This is a genomic window from Streptomyces sp. E-08, assembly GCF_049913095.1.
Classification (GTDB): domain Bacteria; phylum Actinomycetota; class Actinomycetes; order Streptomycetales; family Streptomycetaceae; genus Streptomyces.
In genome coordinates this window covers 4,261,985-4,279,974 of record NZ_CP183971.1, presented here as the reverse complement: position 1 = coordinate 4,279,974, position 17,990 = coordinate 4,261,985, and the positions used below count along the sequence as shown (strand labels likewise).

Annotated in this window: 18 protein-coding genes and 2 tRNA genes; 16 read left to right on the top strand and 4 right to left on the bottom strand. The window is 69.7% G+C overall.

Annotated elements, in window-relative coordinates; genetic code table 11:
- Positions 1-24: 24 nt before the first annotated feature.
- The 6 genes from gyrB (at position 25) to ACN9MM_RS19585 (ending at position 7,420) form a co-directional block, all read left to right on the top strand.
- Positions 25-2,055: a DNA topoisomerase (ATP-hydrolyzing) subunit B gene (gene gyrB, locus ACN9MM_RS19610; RefSeq protein WP_426364840.1), complete on the top strand. Its 2,031-nt coding sequence runs from the start codon at positions 25-27 to the stop codon at positions 2,053-2,055.
- Between the two features lie 41 nt (positions 2,056-2,096).
- Entirely contained in the window at positions 2,097-4,712 is a 2,616-nt protein-coding gene (gene gyrA, locus ACN9MM_RS19605) for a DNA gyrase subunit A (protein WP_426364839.1), read from the top strand.
- 4 nt (positions 4,713-4,716) lie between these two features.
- Positions 4,717-5,379, top strand: coding sequence for a DUF3566 domain-containing protein (locus tag ACN9MM_RS19600; protein ID WP_426364838.1), 663 nt, complete (start codon positions 4,717-4,719; stop codon positions 5,377-5,379).
- A gap of 99 nt (positions 5,380-5,478) precedes the next feature.
- Positions 5,479-5,552 (top strand) — tRNA-Ile (locus tag ACN9MM_RS19595).
- A gap of 147 nt (positions 5,553-5,699) precedes the next feature.
- Positions 5,700-5,834, top strand: a complete 135-nt coding sequence (locus tag ACN9MM_RS19590; RefSeq protein WP_003958712.1) for a DLW-39 family protein — start codon at positions 5,700-5,702, stop codon at positions 5,832-5,834.
- 281 nt (positions 5,835-6,115) lie between these two features.
- Complete coding sequence (locus ACN9MM_RS19585) at positions 6,116-7,420, top strand: hypothetical protein (protein WP_426364837.1); 1,305 nt, start codon at positions 6,116-6,118, stop codon at positions 7,418-7,420.
- 1 nt (position 7,421) lies between these two features.
- On the opposite strand, the gene ACN9MM_RS19580 is transcribed toward ACN9MM_RS19585, so the two are convergent.
- Both ACN9MM_RS19580 and ACN9MM_RS19575 read right to left on the bottom strand, forming a co-directional pair.
- Positions 7,422-8,813, bottom strand: a complete 1,392-nt coding sequence (locus tag ACN9MM_RS19580; RefSeq protein WP_426364836.1) for a protein kinase domain-containing protein — start codon at positions 8,811-8,813, stop codon at positions 7,422-7,424.
- A gap of 64 nt (positions 8,814-8,877) precedes the next feature.
- A complete protein-coding gene (locus ACN9MM_RS19575) occupies positions 8,878-9,426 on the bottom strand; it encodes a helix-turn-helix domain-containing protein (RefSeq protein ID WP_189833709.1) in 549 nt (182 codons plus the stop codon).
- A 128-nt stretch (positions 9,427-9,554) separates the two neighbouring features.
- On the opposite strand from ACN9MM_RS19575, the gene ACN9MM_RS19570 reads away from it, so the two are divergent.
- Positions 9,555-9,627: transfer RNA gene (locus ACN9MM_RS19570), tRNA-Ala, on the top strand.
- A 276-nt stretch (positions 9,628-9,903) separates the two neighbouring features.
- Complete coding sequence (locus tag ACN9MM_RS19565) at positions 9,904-10,278, top strand: DUF6344 domain-containing protein (protein WP_426364835.1); 375 nt, start codon at positions 9,904-9,906, stop codon at positions 10,276-10,278.
- A 332-nt stretch (positions 10,279-10,610) separates the two neighbouring features.
- Here the strand turns inward: ACN9MM_RS19565 and ACN9MM_RS19560 are convergent, their stop codons facing one another.
- Positions 10,611-11,309, bottom strand: a complete 699-nt coding sequence (locus ACN9MM_RS19560) for a DUF5324 family protein (RefSeq protein ID WP_426364834.1) — start codon at positions 11,307-11,309, stop codon at positions 10,611-10,613.
- A gap of 177 nt (positions 11,310-11,486) precedes the next feature.
- On the opposite strand from ACN9MM_RS19560, the gene ACN9MM_RS19555 reads away from it, so the two are divergent.
- A complete protein-coding gene (locus ACN9MM_RS19555) occupies positions 11,487-12,014 on the top strand; it encodes a peptidylprolyl isomerase (RefSeq protein ID WP_383691411.1) in 528 nt (175 codons plus the stop codon).
- Positions 12,015-12,036: 22 nt separating this feature from the next.
- Entirely contained in the window at positions 12,037-12,900 is an 864-nt protein-coding gene (locus tag ACN9MM_RS19550) for a rhomboid family intramembrane serine protease (protein ID WP_426364833.1), read from the top strand.
- Between the two features lie 315 nt (positions 12,901-13,215).
- Here ACN9MM_RS19550 and crgA read toward each other — a convergent pair whose 3' ends face one another.
- Positions 13,216-13,470, bottom strand: a complete 255-nt coding sequence (gene crgA, locus ACN9MM_RS19545) for a cell division protein CrgA (RefSeq protein ID WP_329855938.1) — start codon at positions 13,468-13,470, stop codon at positions 13,216-13,218.
- A gap of 140 nt (positions 13,471-13,610) precedes the next feature.
- Here crgA and ACN9MM_RS19540 point away from each other — a divergent pair, with 140 nt between their 5' ends.
- The 6 genes from ACN9MM_RS19540 to ACN9MM_RS19515 all read left to right on the top strand — a co-directional run bounded on the left by ACN9MM_RS19540 (position 13,611) and on the right by ACN9MM_RS19515 (position 17,939).
- The gene (locus ACN9MM_RS19540; RefSeq protein WP_426364832.1) at positions 13,611-14,378 is read left to right on the top strand and encodes a DUF881 domain-containing protein; all 768 of its coding nucleotides are present in this window, start codon (positions 13,611-13,613) and stop codon (positions 14,376-14,378) included.
- 15 nt (positions 14,379-14,393) lie between these two features.
- The gene (locus ACN9MM_RS19535) at positions 14,394-15,065 is read left to right on the top strand and encodes a class E sortase (RefSeq protein WP_426364831.1); all 672 of its coding nucleotides are present in this window, start codon (positions 14,394-14,396) and stop codon (positions 15,063-15,065) included.
- A 64-nt stretch (positions 15,066-15,129) separates the two neighbouring features.
- A complete protein-coding gene (locus ACN9MM_RS19530) occupies positions 15,130-15,291 on the top strand; it encodes a hypothetical protein (protein WP_017240377.1) in 162 nt (53 codons plus the stop codon).
- Positions 15,288-15,926 carry an aminodeoxychorismate/anthranilate synthase component II gene (locus ACN9MM_RS19525; RefSeq protein ID WP_382858136.1) on the top strand — a complete coding sequence of 213 codons (639 nt, stop codon included), beginning with the start codon at positions 15,288-15,290 and terminating at the stop codon, positions 15,924-15,926. Before ACN9MM_RS19530 ends, ACN9MM_RS19525 begins: the two co-directional genes overlap by 4 nt.
- Complete coding sequence (locus ACN9MM_RS19520) at positions 15,923-17,224, top strand: class E sortase (protein WP_426364830.1); 1,302 nt, start codon at positions 15,923-15,925, stop codon at positions 17,222-17,224. Before ACN9MM_RS19525 ends, ACN9MM_RS19520 begins: the two co-directional genes overlap by 4 nt.
- Before the next feature lie 37 nt (positions 17,225-17,261).
- Positions 17,262-17,939 carry a class E sortase gene (locus ACN9MM_RS19515; protein ID WP_426364829.1) on the top strand — a complete coding sequence of 226 codons (678 nt, stop codon included), beginning with the start codon at positions 17,262-17,264 and terminating at the stop codon, positions 17,937-17,939.
- The last annotated feature ends 51 nt before the right edge of the window (positions 17,940-17,990 follow it).

Genomic DNA, 17,990 nt, shown 5'->3' with positions numbered 1-17,990 from the left:
TCCCGTATGCCCGGAGAACGGCCTGTGCTGTGCCAGAAAGGGCGCTTCGTGGCCGATTCCGGCGACCCCAACGAGAACTCCCAGTACACCGCCAGCAATATCCAGGTCCTCGAGGGCCTGGATGCCGTGCGCAAGCGCCCTGGCATGTACATCGGCTCGACCGGCGAGCGCGGTCTGCACCACATGGTGCAGGAGGTCGTCGACAACTCGGTCGACGAAGCCCTGGCCGGCCATGCCGACACCATCGACGTGACGATCCTGGCCGACGGCGCCGTCCGCGTCGTCGACAACGGCCGCGGCATCCCGGTGGGCATCGTGGCCTCCGAGGGCAAGCCGGCCGTCGAGGTCGTGCTGACCGTGCTGCACGCGGGCGGCAAGTTCGGCGGCGGCGGCTACGCCGTCTCCGGCGGTCTGCACGGTGTCGGTGTGTCGGTCGTGAACGCCCTGAGCACCAAGGTCTCCGTCGAGATCAAGACGGACGGCCACCGCTGGACGCAGGACTACAAGATGGGCGCCCCGACGGCCCCGCTCGCCCAGCACGAGGCGACCGCGGAGACCGGCACGTCGGTGACCTTCTGGGCCGACCCGGACATCTTCGAGACCACCGAGTACTCCTTCGAGACGCTCTCGCGGCGCTTCCAGGAGATGGCCTTCCTCAACAAGGGCCTGACGATCACGCTCACCGACGAGCGCGAGTCGGCGAAGGCGACCGTCGGCGCCGACGACCCGGACGCCGAGGCCGCCGCCGAGCCGACCGCGCGCACGGTCAGGTACCACTACGAGGGCGGCATCGTCGACTTCGTGAAGTACCTCAACTCGCGCAAGGGCGAGCTGATCCACCCCACGGTGATCGACCTGGAGGCGGAGGACAAGGAGAAGTCCCTGTCCCTCGAGGTCGCGATGCAGTGGAACAGCGGCTACAGCGAGGGCGTGTACTCCTTCGCCAACATCATCCACACCCACGAGGGCGGCACGCACGAGGAGGGCTTCCGTGCGGCGCTGACCTCGCTGATCAACAAGTACGCGCGCGACAAGAAGCTGCTCCGTGAGAAGGACGACAACCTCACGGGTGACGACATCCGCGAGGGTCTGACGGCGATCATCTCGGTCAAGCTGAGCGAGCCGCAGTTCGAGGGCCAGACCAAGACCAAGCTGGGCAACACGGAGGTCAAGACCTTCGTGCAGAAGGCGGTCTACGAGCACCTCAACGACTGGCTCGACCGCAACCCCCTCGAGGCCGCGGACATCATCCGCAAGTCGATCCAGGCCGCCACCGCGCGCGTGGCCGCCCGCAAGGCGCGCGACCTGACCCGTCGTAAGGGCCTGCTGGAGTCGGCGTCGCTGCCGGGCAAGCTGTCCGACTGCCAGTCGAACGATCCGTCCAAGTGCGAGATCTTCATCGTCGAGGGTGACTCCGCCGGCGGCTCGGCCAAGTCCGGCCGCAACCCGATGTACCAGGCCATCCTGCCGATCCGCGGCAAGATCCTGAACGTCGAGAAGGCCCGGATCGACAAGATCCTGCAGAACACCGAGGTCCAGGCGCTGATCTCCGCCTTCGGCACCGGTGTGCACGAGGACTTCGACATCGAGAAGCTCCGCTATCACAAGATCATCCTGATGGCGGACGCCGACGTCGACGGTCAGCACATCAACACCCTGCTGCTGACCTTCCTCTTCCGCTTCATGCGGCCGCTGGTCGAGGCCGGCCACGTCTACCTCTCCCGCCCGCCGCTCTACAAGATCAAGTGGGGCCGGGACGACTTCGAGTACGCGTACTCGGACCGGGAGCGCGACGCGCTCGTCGAGCTGGGCAAGCAGAACGGCAAGCGGATCCGGGAGGACTCGATCCAGCGCTTCAAGGGTCTCGGTGAGATGAACGCCGAGGAGCTGCGCGTCACCACCATGGACGTCGAGCACCGCGTGCTCGGCCAGGTCACCCTGGACGACGCCGCCCAGGCCGACGACCTGTTCTCGGTGCTGATGGGCGAGGACGTCGAGGCACGCCGCTCGTTCATCCAGCGCAACGCCAAGGACGTTCGCTTCCTCGACATCTGAGTCGGTCTCAGCTGACCGTACGAAAGGACTGACGACCAGCAATGGCCGACGAAAACACTCCCGGCACCACCGAAGAGCAGGAGCCTGTGCTGCGGATCGAGCCCGTCGGGCTCGAGACCGAGATGCAGCGCTCGTACCTCGACTACGCGATGTCCGTCATCGTGTCCCGCGCGCTGCCCGACGTACGGGACGGCCTCAAGCCCGTGCACCGGCGCGTGCTGTACGCGATGTACGACGGCGGCTACCGGCCCGAGAAGGGCTTCTACAAGTGCGCCCGCGTCGTCGGTGACGTCATGGGTACGTACCACCCGCACGGCGACTCCTCGATCTACGACGCGCTCGTCCGCCTCGCCCAGCCCTGGTCGATGCGCATGCCGCTCGTCGACTCCAACGGCAACTTCGGCTCCCCGGGCAACGACCCGGCCGCCGCCATGCGTTACACCGAGTGCAAGCTCATGACGCTGTCGATGGAGATGCTCCGGGACATCGACGAGGAGACCGTCGACTTCCAGGACAACTACGACGGCCGCAACCAGGAGCCGACGGTCCTGCCGTCCCGCTTCCCGAACCTGCTGATCAACGGCAGCGCCGGCATCGCCGTCGGTATGGCCACCAACATCCCGCCGCACAACCTCCGCGAGGTCGCGGCCGGTGCGCAGTGGGCGCTGGAGCACCCCGACGCCAGCCACGAGGAGCTCCTCGACGCGCTGATCGAGCGGATCAAGGGCCCGGACTTCCCCACCGGCGCGCTCGTCGTCGGCCGCAAGGGCATCGAGGAGGCGTACCGCACCGGCCGTGGCTCGATCACGATGCGCGCGGTCGTCGAGGTCGAGGAGATCCACAACCGCCAGTGCCTGGTGGTCACGGAGCTGCCGTACCAGACCAACCCGGACAACCTCGCGCAGAAGATCGCGGACCTGGTCAAGGACGGCAAGATCGGCGGCATCGCCGACGTCCGCGACGAGACCTCGTCCCGGACCGGCCAGCGCCTGGTCATCGTGCTCAAGCGCGACGCCGTCGCCAAGGTCGTCCTCAACAACCTGTACAAGCACACCGACCTGCAGACGAACTTCGGCGCGAACATGCTGGCGCTCGTCGACGGCGTGCCGCGCACCCTCTCGCTCGACGCGTTCATCCGCCACTGGGTGACGCACCAGATCGAGGTCATCGTCCGCCGGACGAAGTTCCGGCTGCGCAAGGCCGAGGAGCGCGCCCACATCCTGCGCGGCCTCCTCAAGGCCCTCGACGCGATCGACGAGGTCATCGCGCTCATCCGCCGCAGCGACACCGTCGAGGTGGCCCGCACGGGCCTGATGGGCCTGCTGGAGATCGACGAGATCCAGGCCAACGCGATCCTGGAGATGCAGCTCCGCCGGCTCGCCGCCCTGGAGCGCCAGAAGATCGTCGCCGAGCACGACGAGCTCCAGGCGAAGATCAACGAGTACAACGCGATCCTGGCCTCCCCGGAGCGCCAGCGGGCGATCGTCAGCGAGGAGCTGGCCGCTCTGGTCGAGCGCTTCGGCGACGACCGCCGCTCCAAGCTCGTGCCCTTCGACGGTGACATGTCCATCGAGGACCTGATCGCCGAGGAGGACATCGTCGTCACGATCACGCGCGGCGGCTACGTGAAGCGGACGAAGACCGAGGACTACCGCTCGCAGAAGCGCGGCGGCAAGGGCGTGCGCGGTACGAAGCTGAAGCAGGACGACATCGTCGACCACTTCTTCGTCTCCACCACCCACCACTGGCTGCTGTTCTTCACGAACAAGGGCCGGGTCTACCGGGCCAAGGCGTACGAGCTGCCGGACGCCGGCCGGGACGCCCGCGGCCAGCACGTGGCCAACCTGCTGGCCTTCCAGCCGGACGAGCAGATCGCCCAGATCCTGGCGATCCGCGACTACGACGCCGCGCCGTACCTGGTGCTCGCCACCAAGGCCGGTCTGGTGAAGAAGACCTCGCTGAAGGACTACGACTCGCCGCGTTCCGGCGGTGTCATCGCGATCAACCTCCGCGAGCGCGAGGACGGCAGCGACGACGAGCTGATCGGCGCCGAGCTGGTCTCCTCCGAGGACGATCTGCTGCTCGTCTCCCGGAAGGCGCAGTCGATCCGCTTCACCGCGACCGACGACGCGCTGCGTCCGATGGGACGTGCCACTTCGGGTGTCAAGGGGATGAGTTTCCGCGAGGACGACGAGCTGCTCTCGATGAATGTCGTCCGGCCCGGTACGTTCGTCTTCACCGCGACCGACGGCGGGTACGCGAAGCGCACCCCCGTCGACGAGTACCGCGTCCAGGGCCGTGGCGGCCTCGGCATCAAGGCCGCCAAGATCGTGGAGGACCGCGGCTCGCTCGTGGGCGCGCTGGTGGTCGAGGAGACCGACGAGATCCTCGCCATCACGCTGTCCGGCGGTGTGATTCGTACGCGAGTCAACGAAGTCAGGGAGACCGGCCGTGACACCATGGGCGTCCAGCTGATCAACCTGGGCAAGCGCGATGCCGTCGTCGGCATCGCACGGAACGCCGAGGCGGGCAGCGAAGACGAGTACGTCGACAACGCCGACGACGACGCCGAGGGCGTGGTCGAGTCGGTCGAGGTCGCGGTCGAGGCCGAGGCAGTCGAGGGCACCGAGCCCTCGGCCGGGGAGCACGAGGAGTAAGAGCGTGAGTGGAGCCACGGGCGCCGGATCGGCGGCTGCCGGAGCTTCTGCTGGTGCTGGAGCGAACGGCGCCCGTGGCCCCGCCACGGACTCCCAGGGGGTTGCGGTGACGGACACTCGGGGGCAGCAGCCCTCGTACGAGACGTACAACGGGCCGCTGCCCGGCGAGCGCGCGGGCGCGCAGCCGGGCGGGCCCTACCACCCGCCGCAGGCGTACGGCGCCGCTGCGGGCGGTACGGCGGGCGGGCAGACCGGGGCCGTGCGCCGGCCGCGGACCGGGGCGCGCACGACGCCCAGGACGCGCAAGGCGCGGCTGCGGGTGGCCAAGGCGGATCCGTGGTCGGTGATGAAGGTGAGCTTCCTGCTCTCCATCGCACTGGGCATCTGCACGGTCGTGGCCGCGGCGGTGCTGTGGATGGTCATGGACGCCATGGGCGTCTTCTCGACGGTCGGCGGCACGATCAGCGAGGCCACGGGCTCGAACGAGTCCAACGGCTTCGACCTGCAGTCGTTCCTGTCGCTGCCGAGGGTGCTGATGTTCACCTCGGTGATCGCCGTGATCGATGTGGTCCTGATGACCGCGCTCGCGACGCTGGGCGCCTTCATCTACAACCTGTCGGCCGGTTTCGTGGGCGGTGTCGAGCTGACGCTGGCCGAGGACGAGTGACGTGCACGGGGGCCGGTCCGGGAACCGATTTTGGGCCTGGCCCCCACGTGCGCTAATGTTCAGGAGTCAGCGCGCGGGACACACACCGCAAAGCGCGGCGGGGCTATAGCTCAGTTGGTTAGAGCGCATCCCTGATAAGGATGAGGCCACAGGTTCAAATCCTGTTAGCCCCACAGTTCAGATCGACCCGGATGGTTCCTCCATCCGGGTCGATCTGTTTGTGTGAGGTTTGAAGCTCGTACAGGTCACCGATCGGTATCGGTCGATGTGTAGAGTGGGCGTCAGAAGTCTCCTACGTCAACGAAAGACGAGGTCGCGCGGTGAAGAAGCTTCTCCTGGTCGCACTGGCCGCCATCGGCGGGCTCCTCGTGTACCGCCAGATCCAGGCGGATCGCGCCGAGCAGGACCTGTGGACGGAGGCGACCGACTCCGTGCCCGCAGGTTCCGGTGTCTGAGAGACACACACTCTGTGGGTGAAGCCCCGGCCGCATGAGCGGACCGGGGCTTCACTTTTCCCGGCCGGGGGTGTTCTCCCCCGTTTCCCCGGCTTTCGCTGGAGCGAATTCGTCCCTTGCACAAGCAAAGCCACATGATCTCGAACAAGAGACCTGTGCGCCGGACACCGGTGGTGCGGGCGGGGCAGGATGGACCGGCACCACGGCCGTCGCGGTGGACGGCCGGACGCCGAACGCCCCCGGCGGGCGCGGCGCGGGGCGGGAACGGACGGGAGAAGCACGTGAGCACGCAGGCCGTGAGGCGGACCGGGATCGGCCGGAGGGCGGCAGCCCTGATCGCTGCGGCGGCGGCCGCGGGCGCGGTGACGGCGCTGCCCGTCCAGGCCCGGGCGGCCGAGGGAGCCGGCGGCACGGCCGCACCGGCCTACGCCTTCGACGGCTCGGCCCAGCGGATCCAGGGCGCCGCCTCCAGCCTCGACGCGAAGCCCCTCACGACCGGCCGGACGTACCGCGACACCCTCAAGAAGGACGGCAAGGTCTACTACCGGGTCGACCTCGACGCGAAGCGGAACACGTACGTCTCCGTCGTCGCCGTCCCCAAGCCCGGCGGCAAGGTCGAGTACGGCGACGGGTTCAAGGTCAGCATCCAGGACAACTCCGGCACCGACTGCGGCTACCAGGACGTCGACTTCGGGTCCGGGCAGTACGCCAGGCCGCTCGCCGCCTACGCCCGCCGGATCGTCGACCCGGACTCCTCCAGCTGCCAGAAGCAGGGCGCCTACTACGTGCTCGTCGAGCGCGAGACGGCGGCGGCCTCCACCCCGGACGAATGGGAGCTGGAGCTCCGGTACGTGACCGAGCCCCTCCTCAGGCAGCCGGGCCCCACGGCGCTCCCCTCGGCCTGGCCCTCGGCCACGCCCGCGCCGCCGGCCGGTGGCCAGCAGAAGCGGCAGGGCGGCGCCGGGTTCCACGAGGCCGTCTCGCTGCGCGAGGGCGAGTGGCGGGCCGACATCCGGCCCGGCCAGACGCTCTTCTACCGCGTGCCCGTGGACTGGGGGCAGCAGCTCTTCGCCAGCGCCGAACTCGGGAGCGGCGCCGAGGGCGACTCGGTGAGCAACGCGCTCACCCTCTCGCTCGACAACCCGGCCCTCGGCTTCGTCGACATGAACACGGTCAGATACGACGGGAAGCCCGCGACGCTCGCGCTCGACCCGCTGCGGCCGGTCGCCCACGAGAACCGCACCTCGTACGAGGAGGCCACCAGCGGCATGCGGTTCGCCGGCTGGTACTACCTGTCGGCGACGCTGAGCCCGGAGGTCGCCGCCGAGTACGGCGACAAGCCGGTGCCGCTGACGCTCCGGGTGAACGTCGAGGGCAGCCCGAAGCAGGCACCCGCGTACGACGGGGACCCCGGGATCTTCTCGGTGACGGCGGACGACCGGGAGGCCGCGGCGAACGGCTCAGCCGCGGCGTCGACCACGTCGAACAGCACCATGAAGGTCGTCGCCGCGGCCGGGATCGGCACCGGGACCGTCCTGCTCCTCGGCCTCGGGGCGTGGACGCTGCTGGCCAGGCGCCGGGCCTGAGTCAGATCTGCGTCAGGGCCCAGAAGCCGACCGCGAGCGACACCAGCGCGAGCAGGAGCACCGGGACCGCCACCTTCGGGGGCGGTCCCGGCCTGCGTACGGGATCCAGGGCGGCCGTGTACGGGTGGGGAACCTGATCGGGTCGAGCGGTGTATGGATGAGTAGAGGCTTGTCCGTACGGCGCCGCGGGAGTGGACGCCTGCGCGAAGGAGGGGGTCGGGTGCGTGACCGGAGGAGGCAGGTGGAAGCTGCCCGTCTCGGAGGGCCCGGGCAGCGGCGCGGGAACGGGGCCGTGGGCGGGCGCGGGGGTCTGGGCGGGCACGGGGGTCTGGGCGGGCACGGGGGTCTGGGCGGCGGGCTGGTACGGCTCATGTGGTGGCTGTACGGGCTGCGCCGGGGGCTGTACGGGCTGTACGGGCTGTACGGGACCTTCGGGCTGGGCGGCGGGCTGTACGGGCTGGGCGGGCTCTTCGGGGGCCGTGGGGTCCGTGGGGCCCGTGGCGCCCGTGGGGCCTTCGGGGCCTTCGGGGCCGAAGCCGGTGGGGAGCGGGCCGAGCTGGTCGAAGATCTCGACCGGCGCCTCGTCGGGCCGCGGCTCTGGCAGCATCTCGACGGCGGCGCTCAGCGCCTTGCGCGCCCCCGTGGCCGTCCGGAACCGCGCCTGAGGATCGGGCTGGAGCAGGCCGGCCAGCACCTGCCACAAGGGCTCGGGGATGCCCTCCGGGGCGCCCGGGGTGCCGTACGCGAGGAAGTGCTCGACCAGGGCCTGCGAGTCCGGCTTGCGGCCCTGGAGCAGATAGAGGGCGACCAGACCGACCGCGAAGAGGTCGGCGGTGAAGTCCGGCTCGGCACCGAGGAGCTGCTCGGGCGCGAAGTAACCGGGCGTCCCCACCACGTAGTTGGTCTCGGTGAGGCGGGGTTCGCCCTTGCGCATGGAGATGCCGAAGTCGGACAGCCGCAGGTGTGGCCGTCCGGCGCCGGTGACCTCCATGAGGATGTTGGCGGGCTTGATGTCCCGGTGCACGACCCCCTCGGCGTGCACCGTGGCCAGGCCCGACAACAGCTGGTCCAGGAGTGTGCAGACGAACCGCGGCGGCAGCGGCCCGTAGTCCCCGATGACGTGAGCCAGCGAGCCGCCGGCCACCAGGTCCATGGTGAAGAGGACCTTGTCGTCGTCGGCGGCCCAGCTGGCCGGGGCCAGGACGTGCGGATGGTCGATCCGCAGCGCCTGCTCACGGACGAAGCGGAGCAGCGTGTGGGCGTCGCTCTGCAGCAGGACCTTGGCCGCCACATAGCGGCGGCGCCGGTGGTCCCAGGCACGCCACACGGCGCCGGCCCCCCCGCGCCCGATCGGGTCGATCAGCTCGTACCGACCAGCGAAGACCTCACCCATCGCGCTGCGCCCGCTCCCCGTGTGCGTCGTCTCTCCGCGGTGCCGGCCGGCCGCCGGCCCCGCGTCAGTTCTGGTGCGACTCGTAGTGGGCGACCGCGTCGGCGGTGCGCCCGGCGCCGTACACCCGGAGGAACTCTGCCAGCTCCGGGTGGGCCGGGGCGAGCGAGTCCGCGGCGTCGATGATGTCGCCGGCGGCGGCCACGGAACGCAGCAGCGACTGGATCTCGCGGACCACCCGGCGCACGGTCGGCGCACCGGAACCGGTGGTGGTCTGACCCGTGCTGGTGAGGACGGAGCCGCCCTGCGACTTCTTGACCTCGTCCATGCGGTCGGTGGCCTCGGCGGCGCTGACGCTGCCGTCGGCGACCTGGACGGCGAGCTCCTGGAGAGCCTGGACACGCTGGACGACCGCCGGATTGCCGATCTTGGCCCGCTGGCCGCTCATCAGCTGGGACAGCATGGGCGCGGAGAGCCCGAGCACGGCCGCCAGCCTGGCCTGATTGAGCCCGAGATCGTCGATCAGGCGACGGAAGAGCGCCCCCAGCGGCTCTCCGTACCAACTGCGCTGAAGCTCTCTGGCTCTTGCCGTGGCTTCCTGCTGCGCTGCGTCCATTACTTCTCCCCATCCCTTAGGTTCGCCACTGCGAACCTCGCTCAGCATCTTACGGAGCGTGGTCGCCGACCGGGAGTCCCAATCCTTTTGCCGGACATGGGGGGTGACCCGGTACGCTGTCCTCGTCCGGGGCCTTAGCTCAGTTGGTAGAGCGCTGTCTTTGCATGGCAGATGTCAGGGGTTCGACTCCCCTAGGCTCCACTCGGACAGACCCCCCTGACCTGCGCCCGCGCAGGACAGGGGGGTCTTTCGCGTTCCGCGCGGGGCCGCGCGGGCGGGGGAGAGGGGCCGGGCCGGGCGCAGTGGCGCTGGGTGACCGGGGGCGGCGCTCGTCCGTCCGAGTGGTGTTCATCGGAAGAACTGCGCGACGACGGCGTCGGTGCGTGGAAATCGGGGCCGCATCCACATCATGAGAAAAGTACGTAAAGCGCGCAACCCGAAATGAACCATCCGAGAACGTCACGAAAGTGAGGGGCCATGGCCACCGCCAAGGTCAAGCAGTTCTGGACCGCCTTCATCTCCGTCCTCTTCGCCCTCCTCGCCTCCGTCGGCCTGGCGAACACCGCCGCCGCTGCCGGACAGCCCGCCGTCCAGCAGCCCGAGGAGCCGGCCGCGCCCGCCGCCGCCGGCGCCGTCACGACCGGGGAGCGCGCCCTCGCCTCCGTACCCGCACAGCGGACGCACCGGTGGCCGCTCGCCGGGGACCGTGCCCTGCCGCCCACCATCAAGCAGCGCATCGCCGCCGAGGCCCACGGTTCCTCGCCCTCCTCGCGGCAGCGCTCGTCGGCGACCGCGGGTGCCGAGAGCGACCCGGCCGCGCTGACCGAGCTGGCGCTCGCCGCTGCGGCGTAGGAGGCGGGGAGGCCACGACGCGTACTCCCCACCTCCACACCCGCACCCCATGCTCAGGACCTGCCGGAACACCGGCAGAACCCCAGCGGGACCCGGCGGAACCCCAGCGGAACCCCCAGCAGAACCAGCAACGAGGCAGAACCCCAGCAGAACCCAGAAGGACCCCAGTAGGACTCAGCAGACTCAGCAGGACCTGATCAGACGAGGCAGAACCCCAGTAGGACCAAGCAGGACCCGATCAGCGATCAGACCCGGCAGAACCCCAGCACGACCCGGCAGAACCCAGCAGGACCCAGTACGACCCCGGTAGGACCTCGGCAGAGGGCGGTCGGTCAGCGGCGTTCGTCGCGTTCGGCGGCATCTGCGGCGGCCGCGGCATCGGCCTCGGTCTCCACCTCCGTGTCGTGGGAAGCCCCACTGTTGTCGACGGACGACAGCGAGGAGCCCTCGTCCATCTCGGTGGGAGCGGGAGGTTCGACCAGCCAGTCGGGATTGGCCTGCTTGTCCCACCACTTCCAGGCGGCGAACGCGCCGCCGACCAGTAGGCCGAGGACGACGAGTCCCTTGGCGAGGCGTCCGGCCCTGGCCCGACGCTCATGATGCTTCGCGATCTTCTGGATGTCCTCCGGTGTCACCTGTCCGCGCAGCGCGGCCCAGGCGGCAGTGGAACGCGACCCGGCCTCCTCAAGGACGGGAGTGGTCGCGGCGACCGCGCTCTCGACGCGCGGAACGGTGTAGTCGGCCGCCTGACGGGCGGCCTTGCGGGTCTTGACCGCCGCGGTGTGCGCGGCCGAGTCGACCCGCGGCGGTACATGCGGTGCGACATACGAGTCGTACTGCACACGAGCCTGCGCTCGGGCCTGATGCGCGGCCTTCGAGACCTTCGGCGCGACCCACGTCCGCGCCTCGTTCGCGTAGTACGTGGCCTGGTCCTTGGCTGTCTCGGCGTACGGCGCCACCACTTCCGCGGCGTGCAGGACGCTCTCCTTCGCCGAACCTGTGGCGGCTCGCACGCTGTCCATGCGGGTCACGGGATTCCTCCTCCTCGGTGGCGATGTCGGTTTTTCACCTTTCCATCCTTTTCGGAATCATGCCCGCCGGAGCGGGGTCCGGCATGTGGGGCTGGCATCCGGGGCATGCGAGGATCGGACACGCCAGAGACAGACGTGACATGACGCGACACGACACGACGTGGACGGAAGGCGACCGTGGCCGAGCAGCTGTACGCGATCCTCAAGACGAGCCTGGGCGACATCGAGGTGCGGCTGATGCCGTTCCACGCCCCGAAGACGGTCCGGAACTTCGTCGAACTCGCCTCCGGCGAGCGTGAGTGGACGCACCCCGCCACCGGCACGGTCTCCTCGGACCCGCTCTACGACGGAACGGTCTTCCACCGGGTCATCAAGGGATTCATGATCCAGGGCGGCGACCCGCTGGGGAACGGCACGGGCGGACCCGGGTACGAGTTCGCCGACGAGTTCCACCCGGAGCTGTTCTTCGACCGCCCCTACCTGCTGGCCATGGCCAACGCGGGCCCGGGCACCAACGGCTCGCAGTTCTTCGTCACCGTCGGCGCCGCGACCTGGCTGAACCGCAAGCACACCATCTTCGGCGAGGTCGTCGACAAGGAGAGCCGGAAGGTCGTGGACGCGATCGCGACCACCGCGACCGACCCCCACACCGAGCGTCCGCTCCAGGACGTCGTCGTCGAGTCCGTGGTGATCGAGAAGCGCTGAGGCGGAAGGGAAGGCGACCGCCATGGACACGCAGCCCGGTCTGCTGCGCTGCTACCGCCACCCGGAGGCCGAGACCGGCATCCGCTGCGCGCGCTGCGAGAGGCCCATCTGCACGCAGTGCATGATCTCCGCCTCCGTCGGCTTCCAGTGCCCCGAGTGCGTCCGGGACGGCTCGGGGACCGGCCACGCCGCCGGCGCCAACCAGCCCAGGACGCTCGCGGGCGGCCGGGTGGCGTCGGACGGGCGCCTCGTCACCAAGATCCTGATGGCGATCAACCTGGCGCTGTTCATCGCCGTCCAGGTGGTCGGGGACCGGCTCCTCGACGACCTCGCCCTGATCGGCGGCGCCTACCTGCCGAGCGGTGAGCTCGTCGGGGTCGCGGACGGCGAGTGGTACCGCCTGCTGACCTCGGCCTTCCTCCACCAGGAGCTCCCGCACTTCCTCTTCAACATGCTGGGCCTGTGGATGATCGGCGGGATCGTCGAACCGGAGCTGGGACGGATCCGGTACACGGCCCTCTGCCTGCTGTCCGGGCTCTCCGGCTCCGCGCTCGCCTATCTGCTCTCCCCGCAGAACCAGTTCTCGCTCGGCGCCTCCGGCATCGTCTACGGCCTGCTCGGCGCCTGGATCGTGCTGGCCCGGCGCAGGCGGCAGGACATGCGGCCGGCGCTCCTGTTCGTGGCGCTGAACCTGCTCATCACGTTCACCCGTCCGGGGATCTCCTGGCAGGCGCACGTCGGCGGTCTGGTCGCGGGCGTCCTGCTGACGTACGCGATGGTGCACGCGCCCCGGACCCGGCGGGACCTCGTGCAGTACGGGGCCTGTGGGCTGGTGCTGCTGATCGACCTGGGGATCGTGCTCGCCCGCTCAGCCGCGCTCACCTGAGCACAAAGGGCTGTGGAAGAGCTCGTCTGTGAGCTTTCCCCAGAGTTATCCACAGTGCGTGGCGGATCCTCCCCACTGTGTGGGGAAAGACCTCGCCCCTCGTCTCTGACCTGGTGTTTCTCCAGGGAGGCGAGGGGCGTTGTGTGTTCTGCCGGGGGTGATTCCGGTCATACCGGCGTCAACCCCGTGCGAGTTATCCACAGATCTTCGTAAGTTATCCAGTGCTGTGCACAACGCTGTGGATAAGCTCGGGGGAGAGCTTGACGACGGGCCGGTGCGACCGCTATCGCGACCGCTCCCGTGCCCGGATCGCCGCTACTTCCACTGAGTGGAGACGCCGAATCCGGCCGCGATGAAGCCGAAGCCCACCACGATGTTCATGTTCCCGATCGACTTGACCGGCATGGAACCGTCGGTGACATAGAAGACCACGATCCACACCAGACCGATGGCGAACAGCGCCAGCATCACCGGCGCCACCCAGCTGCGATTGGTCAGCTTGATGTTGGTGGCCTGCTTGGCGGGCGGAGGCGTGAAGTCGGCCTTCTTGCGGATCCGTGACTTCGGCACGAGGGACTCTCCTGTCGATGCGCTGCGTGACCGCGCAGGGAACTGTGGCTGGCGCCGGGATGTGACGAAGGAGGACGACTGCGTCCCCCAGGCGTCCGTTAGCGTAGTGCTTCCGAGGCACCGAAGGGGATCAGGGTACGTTGAGCAATTCCGCCGACACTCCCGAAGGGCCGGGCCGCACCACGAGGTGGCGCCCCGTCCGCGTGCTCACCCTTGCCGTTTTCGCCCTCGCCGGACTGATCTTCGTCACGAGCTTCAACACCGCCAAGGGCACCAACATCCGCACGGACGCCTCGCTCCTCCGGCTCTCCGACCTGATCGAGGAGCGCAGCCACAAGAACGCCGGTCTCGACGAGTCCGCCGCCGCCCTGCGCGCCCAGGTCGACTCCCTCGCCGCCCGTGACGACGGCTCCACGCGCGCGGAGGACGCCAAGCTCGACGCGCTCGAAGCGAACGCGGGCACCACCGAGGTCGCCGGCTCCGGCCTCACCGTCACCCTCGACGACGCCCCGCCCAACGCCCAGGCCGCCCCCGGCTACCCCGAACCGCAGGCCAACGACCTGGTCATCCACCAGCAGGACCTCCAGGCCGTCGTCAACGCCCTGTGGCAGGGCGGCGCCGAAGGCATCCGGGTCATGGACCAGCGGCTCATCTCCACCAGCGCCGTGCGCTGCGTCGGCAACACCCTGATCCTCCAGGGCCGCGTCTACTCCCCGCCGTACAAGATCACCGCCGTCGGTGACCGGTCCCGGCTGAACAAGGCCCTGGCCGACTCCCCCGCGCTCCAGAACTACCAGCTGTACGTGAAGGCGTACGGGCTCGGCTGGAAAGTCGACGAGCACAGGGCGGTGACTCTGCCCGGGTACTCGGGCACAGTGGACCTCCACTACGCGAAGCCGGTGAGCTGACAGCGGGAGGGCCGCTTGCGTCTCGTCGTCAGGACCCTCAGCGAGCTGTGCATCACCGTCGGCGCCCTGGTCGTCCTCTTCGTCGCCTACCTCCTGTACTGGACCGGCGTCCAGGCCGACAGCGCCAGCGCCGCCCAGATCGACACCCTCCAGCGCGCGTGGACCGACACACCCGTCGCCGCCGCACCCGCCCCCGCGCGCGTACGCACGCCGTACGCCGCCGGCAAGGGCATCGCCGTGATGTACGTCCCCCGGCTCGGCCGCGACTGGAAGTGGCCCGTCCTCGAAGGCACCGGACCCGGCGTCCTCAAACAGGGCCTCGGCCACTACACCCGCACCGCCGCCCTCGGCGACACCGGGAACTTCGCCGTCGCCGGCCACCGCCGCACCCACGGCGACCCGTTCAAGGACTTCCCGCGGCTGCGCCCCGGCGACGCGATCGTCCTCACCGACGGCACGACCTGGTTCACGTACCGGATCGACCGCGGCCCGTACCGGACCGTCCCCGGCGACACCGCCGTCGTCGACCCCGTCCCGAGGAAGTCCGGCTTCGACGGACCCGGCCGCTACCTCACCCTCACCACCTGCGACCCCGAGTGGGGCAGCAGCCACCGGCTGATCGTCTGGGCGCACCTCGACGCCACCCGCCCGGTGACCGACGGTCGTCCACAGGCTTTGGACAGCTGACCCCCCGGGGCCCCCTCGCCCCGTACTCTGGTCCCCGTAACGAACGGAAGGGGCGGTCGACGTCATGTACGGCTGGATCTGGCGGCATCTGCCGGGCAACGCGTGGGTGCGGGCGCTGCTCTCGATCGTGCTGGTCCTCGCGGTCGTCTACGTCCTCTTCCAGTACGTGTTCCCCTGGGCGGAGCCTCTGCTTCCGTTCAACGATGTGACGGTGGACGGCCAGTGAGCGCGCGAATTCTCGTCGTCGACAACTACGACAGCTTCGTCTTCAACCTCGTTCAGTACCTCTACCAGCTCGGTGCCGAGTGCGAGGTCCTCCGCAACGACGAGGTCGAGCTGAGCCACGCCCAGGACGGCTTCGACGGCGTCCTGCTGTCCCCCGGGCCCGGCGCGCCCGAGCAGGCCGGGGTCTGCATCGACATGGTCCGGCACTGCGCCGACACCGGTGTGCCCGTCTTCGGCGTCTGCCTCGGCATGCAGTCGATGGCCGTGGCGTACGGCGGCGTCGTCGACCGCGCGCCCGAGCTGCTGCACGGGAAGACCTCGCTCGTCACGCACGAGGGACAGGGCGTCTTCGCCGGTCTGCCCTCGCCGTTCACCGCGACCCGCTACCACTCGCTGGCCGCCGAGCCCGCCGCCCTGCCGGCCGAGCTCGAGGTCACGGCGCGCACCGACGACGGCATCATCATGGGGCTGCGCCACCGGGAACTCCCCGTCGAGGGCGTGCAGTTCCACCCCGAGTCCGTGCTCACCGAGCACGGGCACCTGATGCTGGCCAACTGGCTGGAGCAGTGCGGCGACAAGGGGGCGGTCGGCCGCTCGGCGGGGCTCGCTCCGGTGGTGGGCAAGGCCGTCGCGTGACGACGGGCTCGCCGTGGTTCCGGCCGACGAACGGTCCCGGGCCCGAGCCGATACCCGGGGACCCGTACGCGCCCGCCGAACCGCACGCGCCGAACGAGCCCTACGCGCCGAACGAGCCCTACGCGCCGACAGAGCCCTACGTGGGGGCCGAACTTTACGGGGCCGGTGACCCGTTCGTGCCCGCGGAGCCGTACCAGGGGGGCGAGCCGTACGCGCAGCCCGCCGCGTACGCGCCGAACGAGCCGTACGCGCCTGCCGACCCCTACGTACCCGCCGACTCCTACACGCCGCCCTCAGAGCCGTACGCGTACGAGGAACCCGCATCCCACCGTGGCACCCCCCAGGAGAGCCCCTACGAGCCCCCGTACGGGGCGTACGAGGCGGAGGAGCCCCAGCGGGACCAGCGGGGCGAGACGATGCCGCTGCGGGCCCTGGAAGACGTCTCCGCGCCCGCCGCCGAGCCGGTCTCGGGTCCGGGCCGTGCCGAGCGTCGCCGCGCCGCCAAAGGCGGCCGCGGCAGGAACCGCGGCGCGCCCGCGGGCACCGGGTCGTCCGCCGCGGCGTCCGCGGCCGAGGGGCGTCCCCTCTCCCGTGTCGAGGCCCGCCGTGCGGCCCGCGCCGCCAAGGAGAGCGTCGGCGTCGTCGCCAGCCGTGTCGTCGGCGAACTGTTCATCACCTTCGGCGTCGTCATGCTCCTCTTCGTCACCTACCAGCTGTGGTGGACCAACGTCCTGGCCGGCCAGGAGACCGACAAGGCCAAGGCGCAGATCGAGGACACCTGGGCCACCGACGACGACAAGCCCGAGGCCTTCGAGCCCGGCAAGGGCTTCGCCATCATGTACATCCCCAAGCTGGACGTCGTCGTCCCCATCGCCGAGGGCATCAGCAAGAGCAAGGTCCTCGACAAGGGCATGGTCGGCCACTACGGCGAGGGCAAACTCAAGACGGCCATGCCCGCCGACAAGCAGGGCAACTTCGCCGTCGCCGGCCACCGCAACACGCACGGCGAGCCCTTCCGGTACATCAACCAGCTCAAGCCCGGCGACCCCGTCGTCGTCGAGACCAAGAGCGCCTACTACACGTACGAGATGGCCAGCATCCTGCCGCAGACCTCGCCGTCCAACGTCTCGGTGATCGACCCCGTTCCGAAGCAGTCCGGCTTCAAGGGCCCCGGCCGCTACATCACCCTGACCACCTGCACACCGGAGTTCACCAGCACCTACCGCATGATCGTGTGGGGCAAGCTCGTCGACGAACGCCCGCGCAGCAAGGGAAAGCCCCCGGCGCTCGTAGGCTGAGACCCGACACCTCCGGACGGGACGACGGGACGACCTAGTGGCACGCGCGCGCAACCGGATCGCCGGGACCATCAGCCTCTTCGGCGAACTCCTCATCACTGCGGGCCTGGTGCTCGGCCTGTTCGTCGTCTACTCCCTGTGGTGGACCAACGTCCTCGCCGACCGCGCCGCCGACAAGGACGGCGCCCAGGTCCGCGACCAGTGGGCCGACCAGGGCCCCGGCGCGCTCGACACCAAGGACGGCATCGGCTTCCTCCACGTACCCGCCATGAAGAACGGCGAGGTCCTGGTGAAGAAGGGCACCGGCACCGGCGTCCTCAACCACGGCGTCGCCGGCTTCTACACCGACCCGGTCAAGTCCGCGCTGCCGCAGGACAAGCAGGGCAACTTCACGCTCGCCGCGCACCGGGACGGGCACGGGGCCAAGTTCCACAACATCCACAAGCTGAAGACCGGCGACGCGATCGTCTTCGAGACCAAGGACACCTGGTACGTCTACAAGGTCTACAAGACCCTGCCCGAGACCACGAAGTTCAACGTGGACGTCCTCCAGCCCGTCCCGAAGGAATCCGGCAAGACCAAGCCCGGCCGCTACATCACGCTGACGACCTGCACCCCCATGTACACCTCGGACTACCGCTACATCGTCTGGGGCGAACTGGCCCGCACGGAGAAGGTCGACCGCGACCGCACGCCCCCGGCCGAACTGCGCTGAGTCCTGGACACGGGAGAGCCCCGGCATCCGCTCTGGATGCCGGGGCTCTCC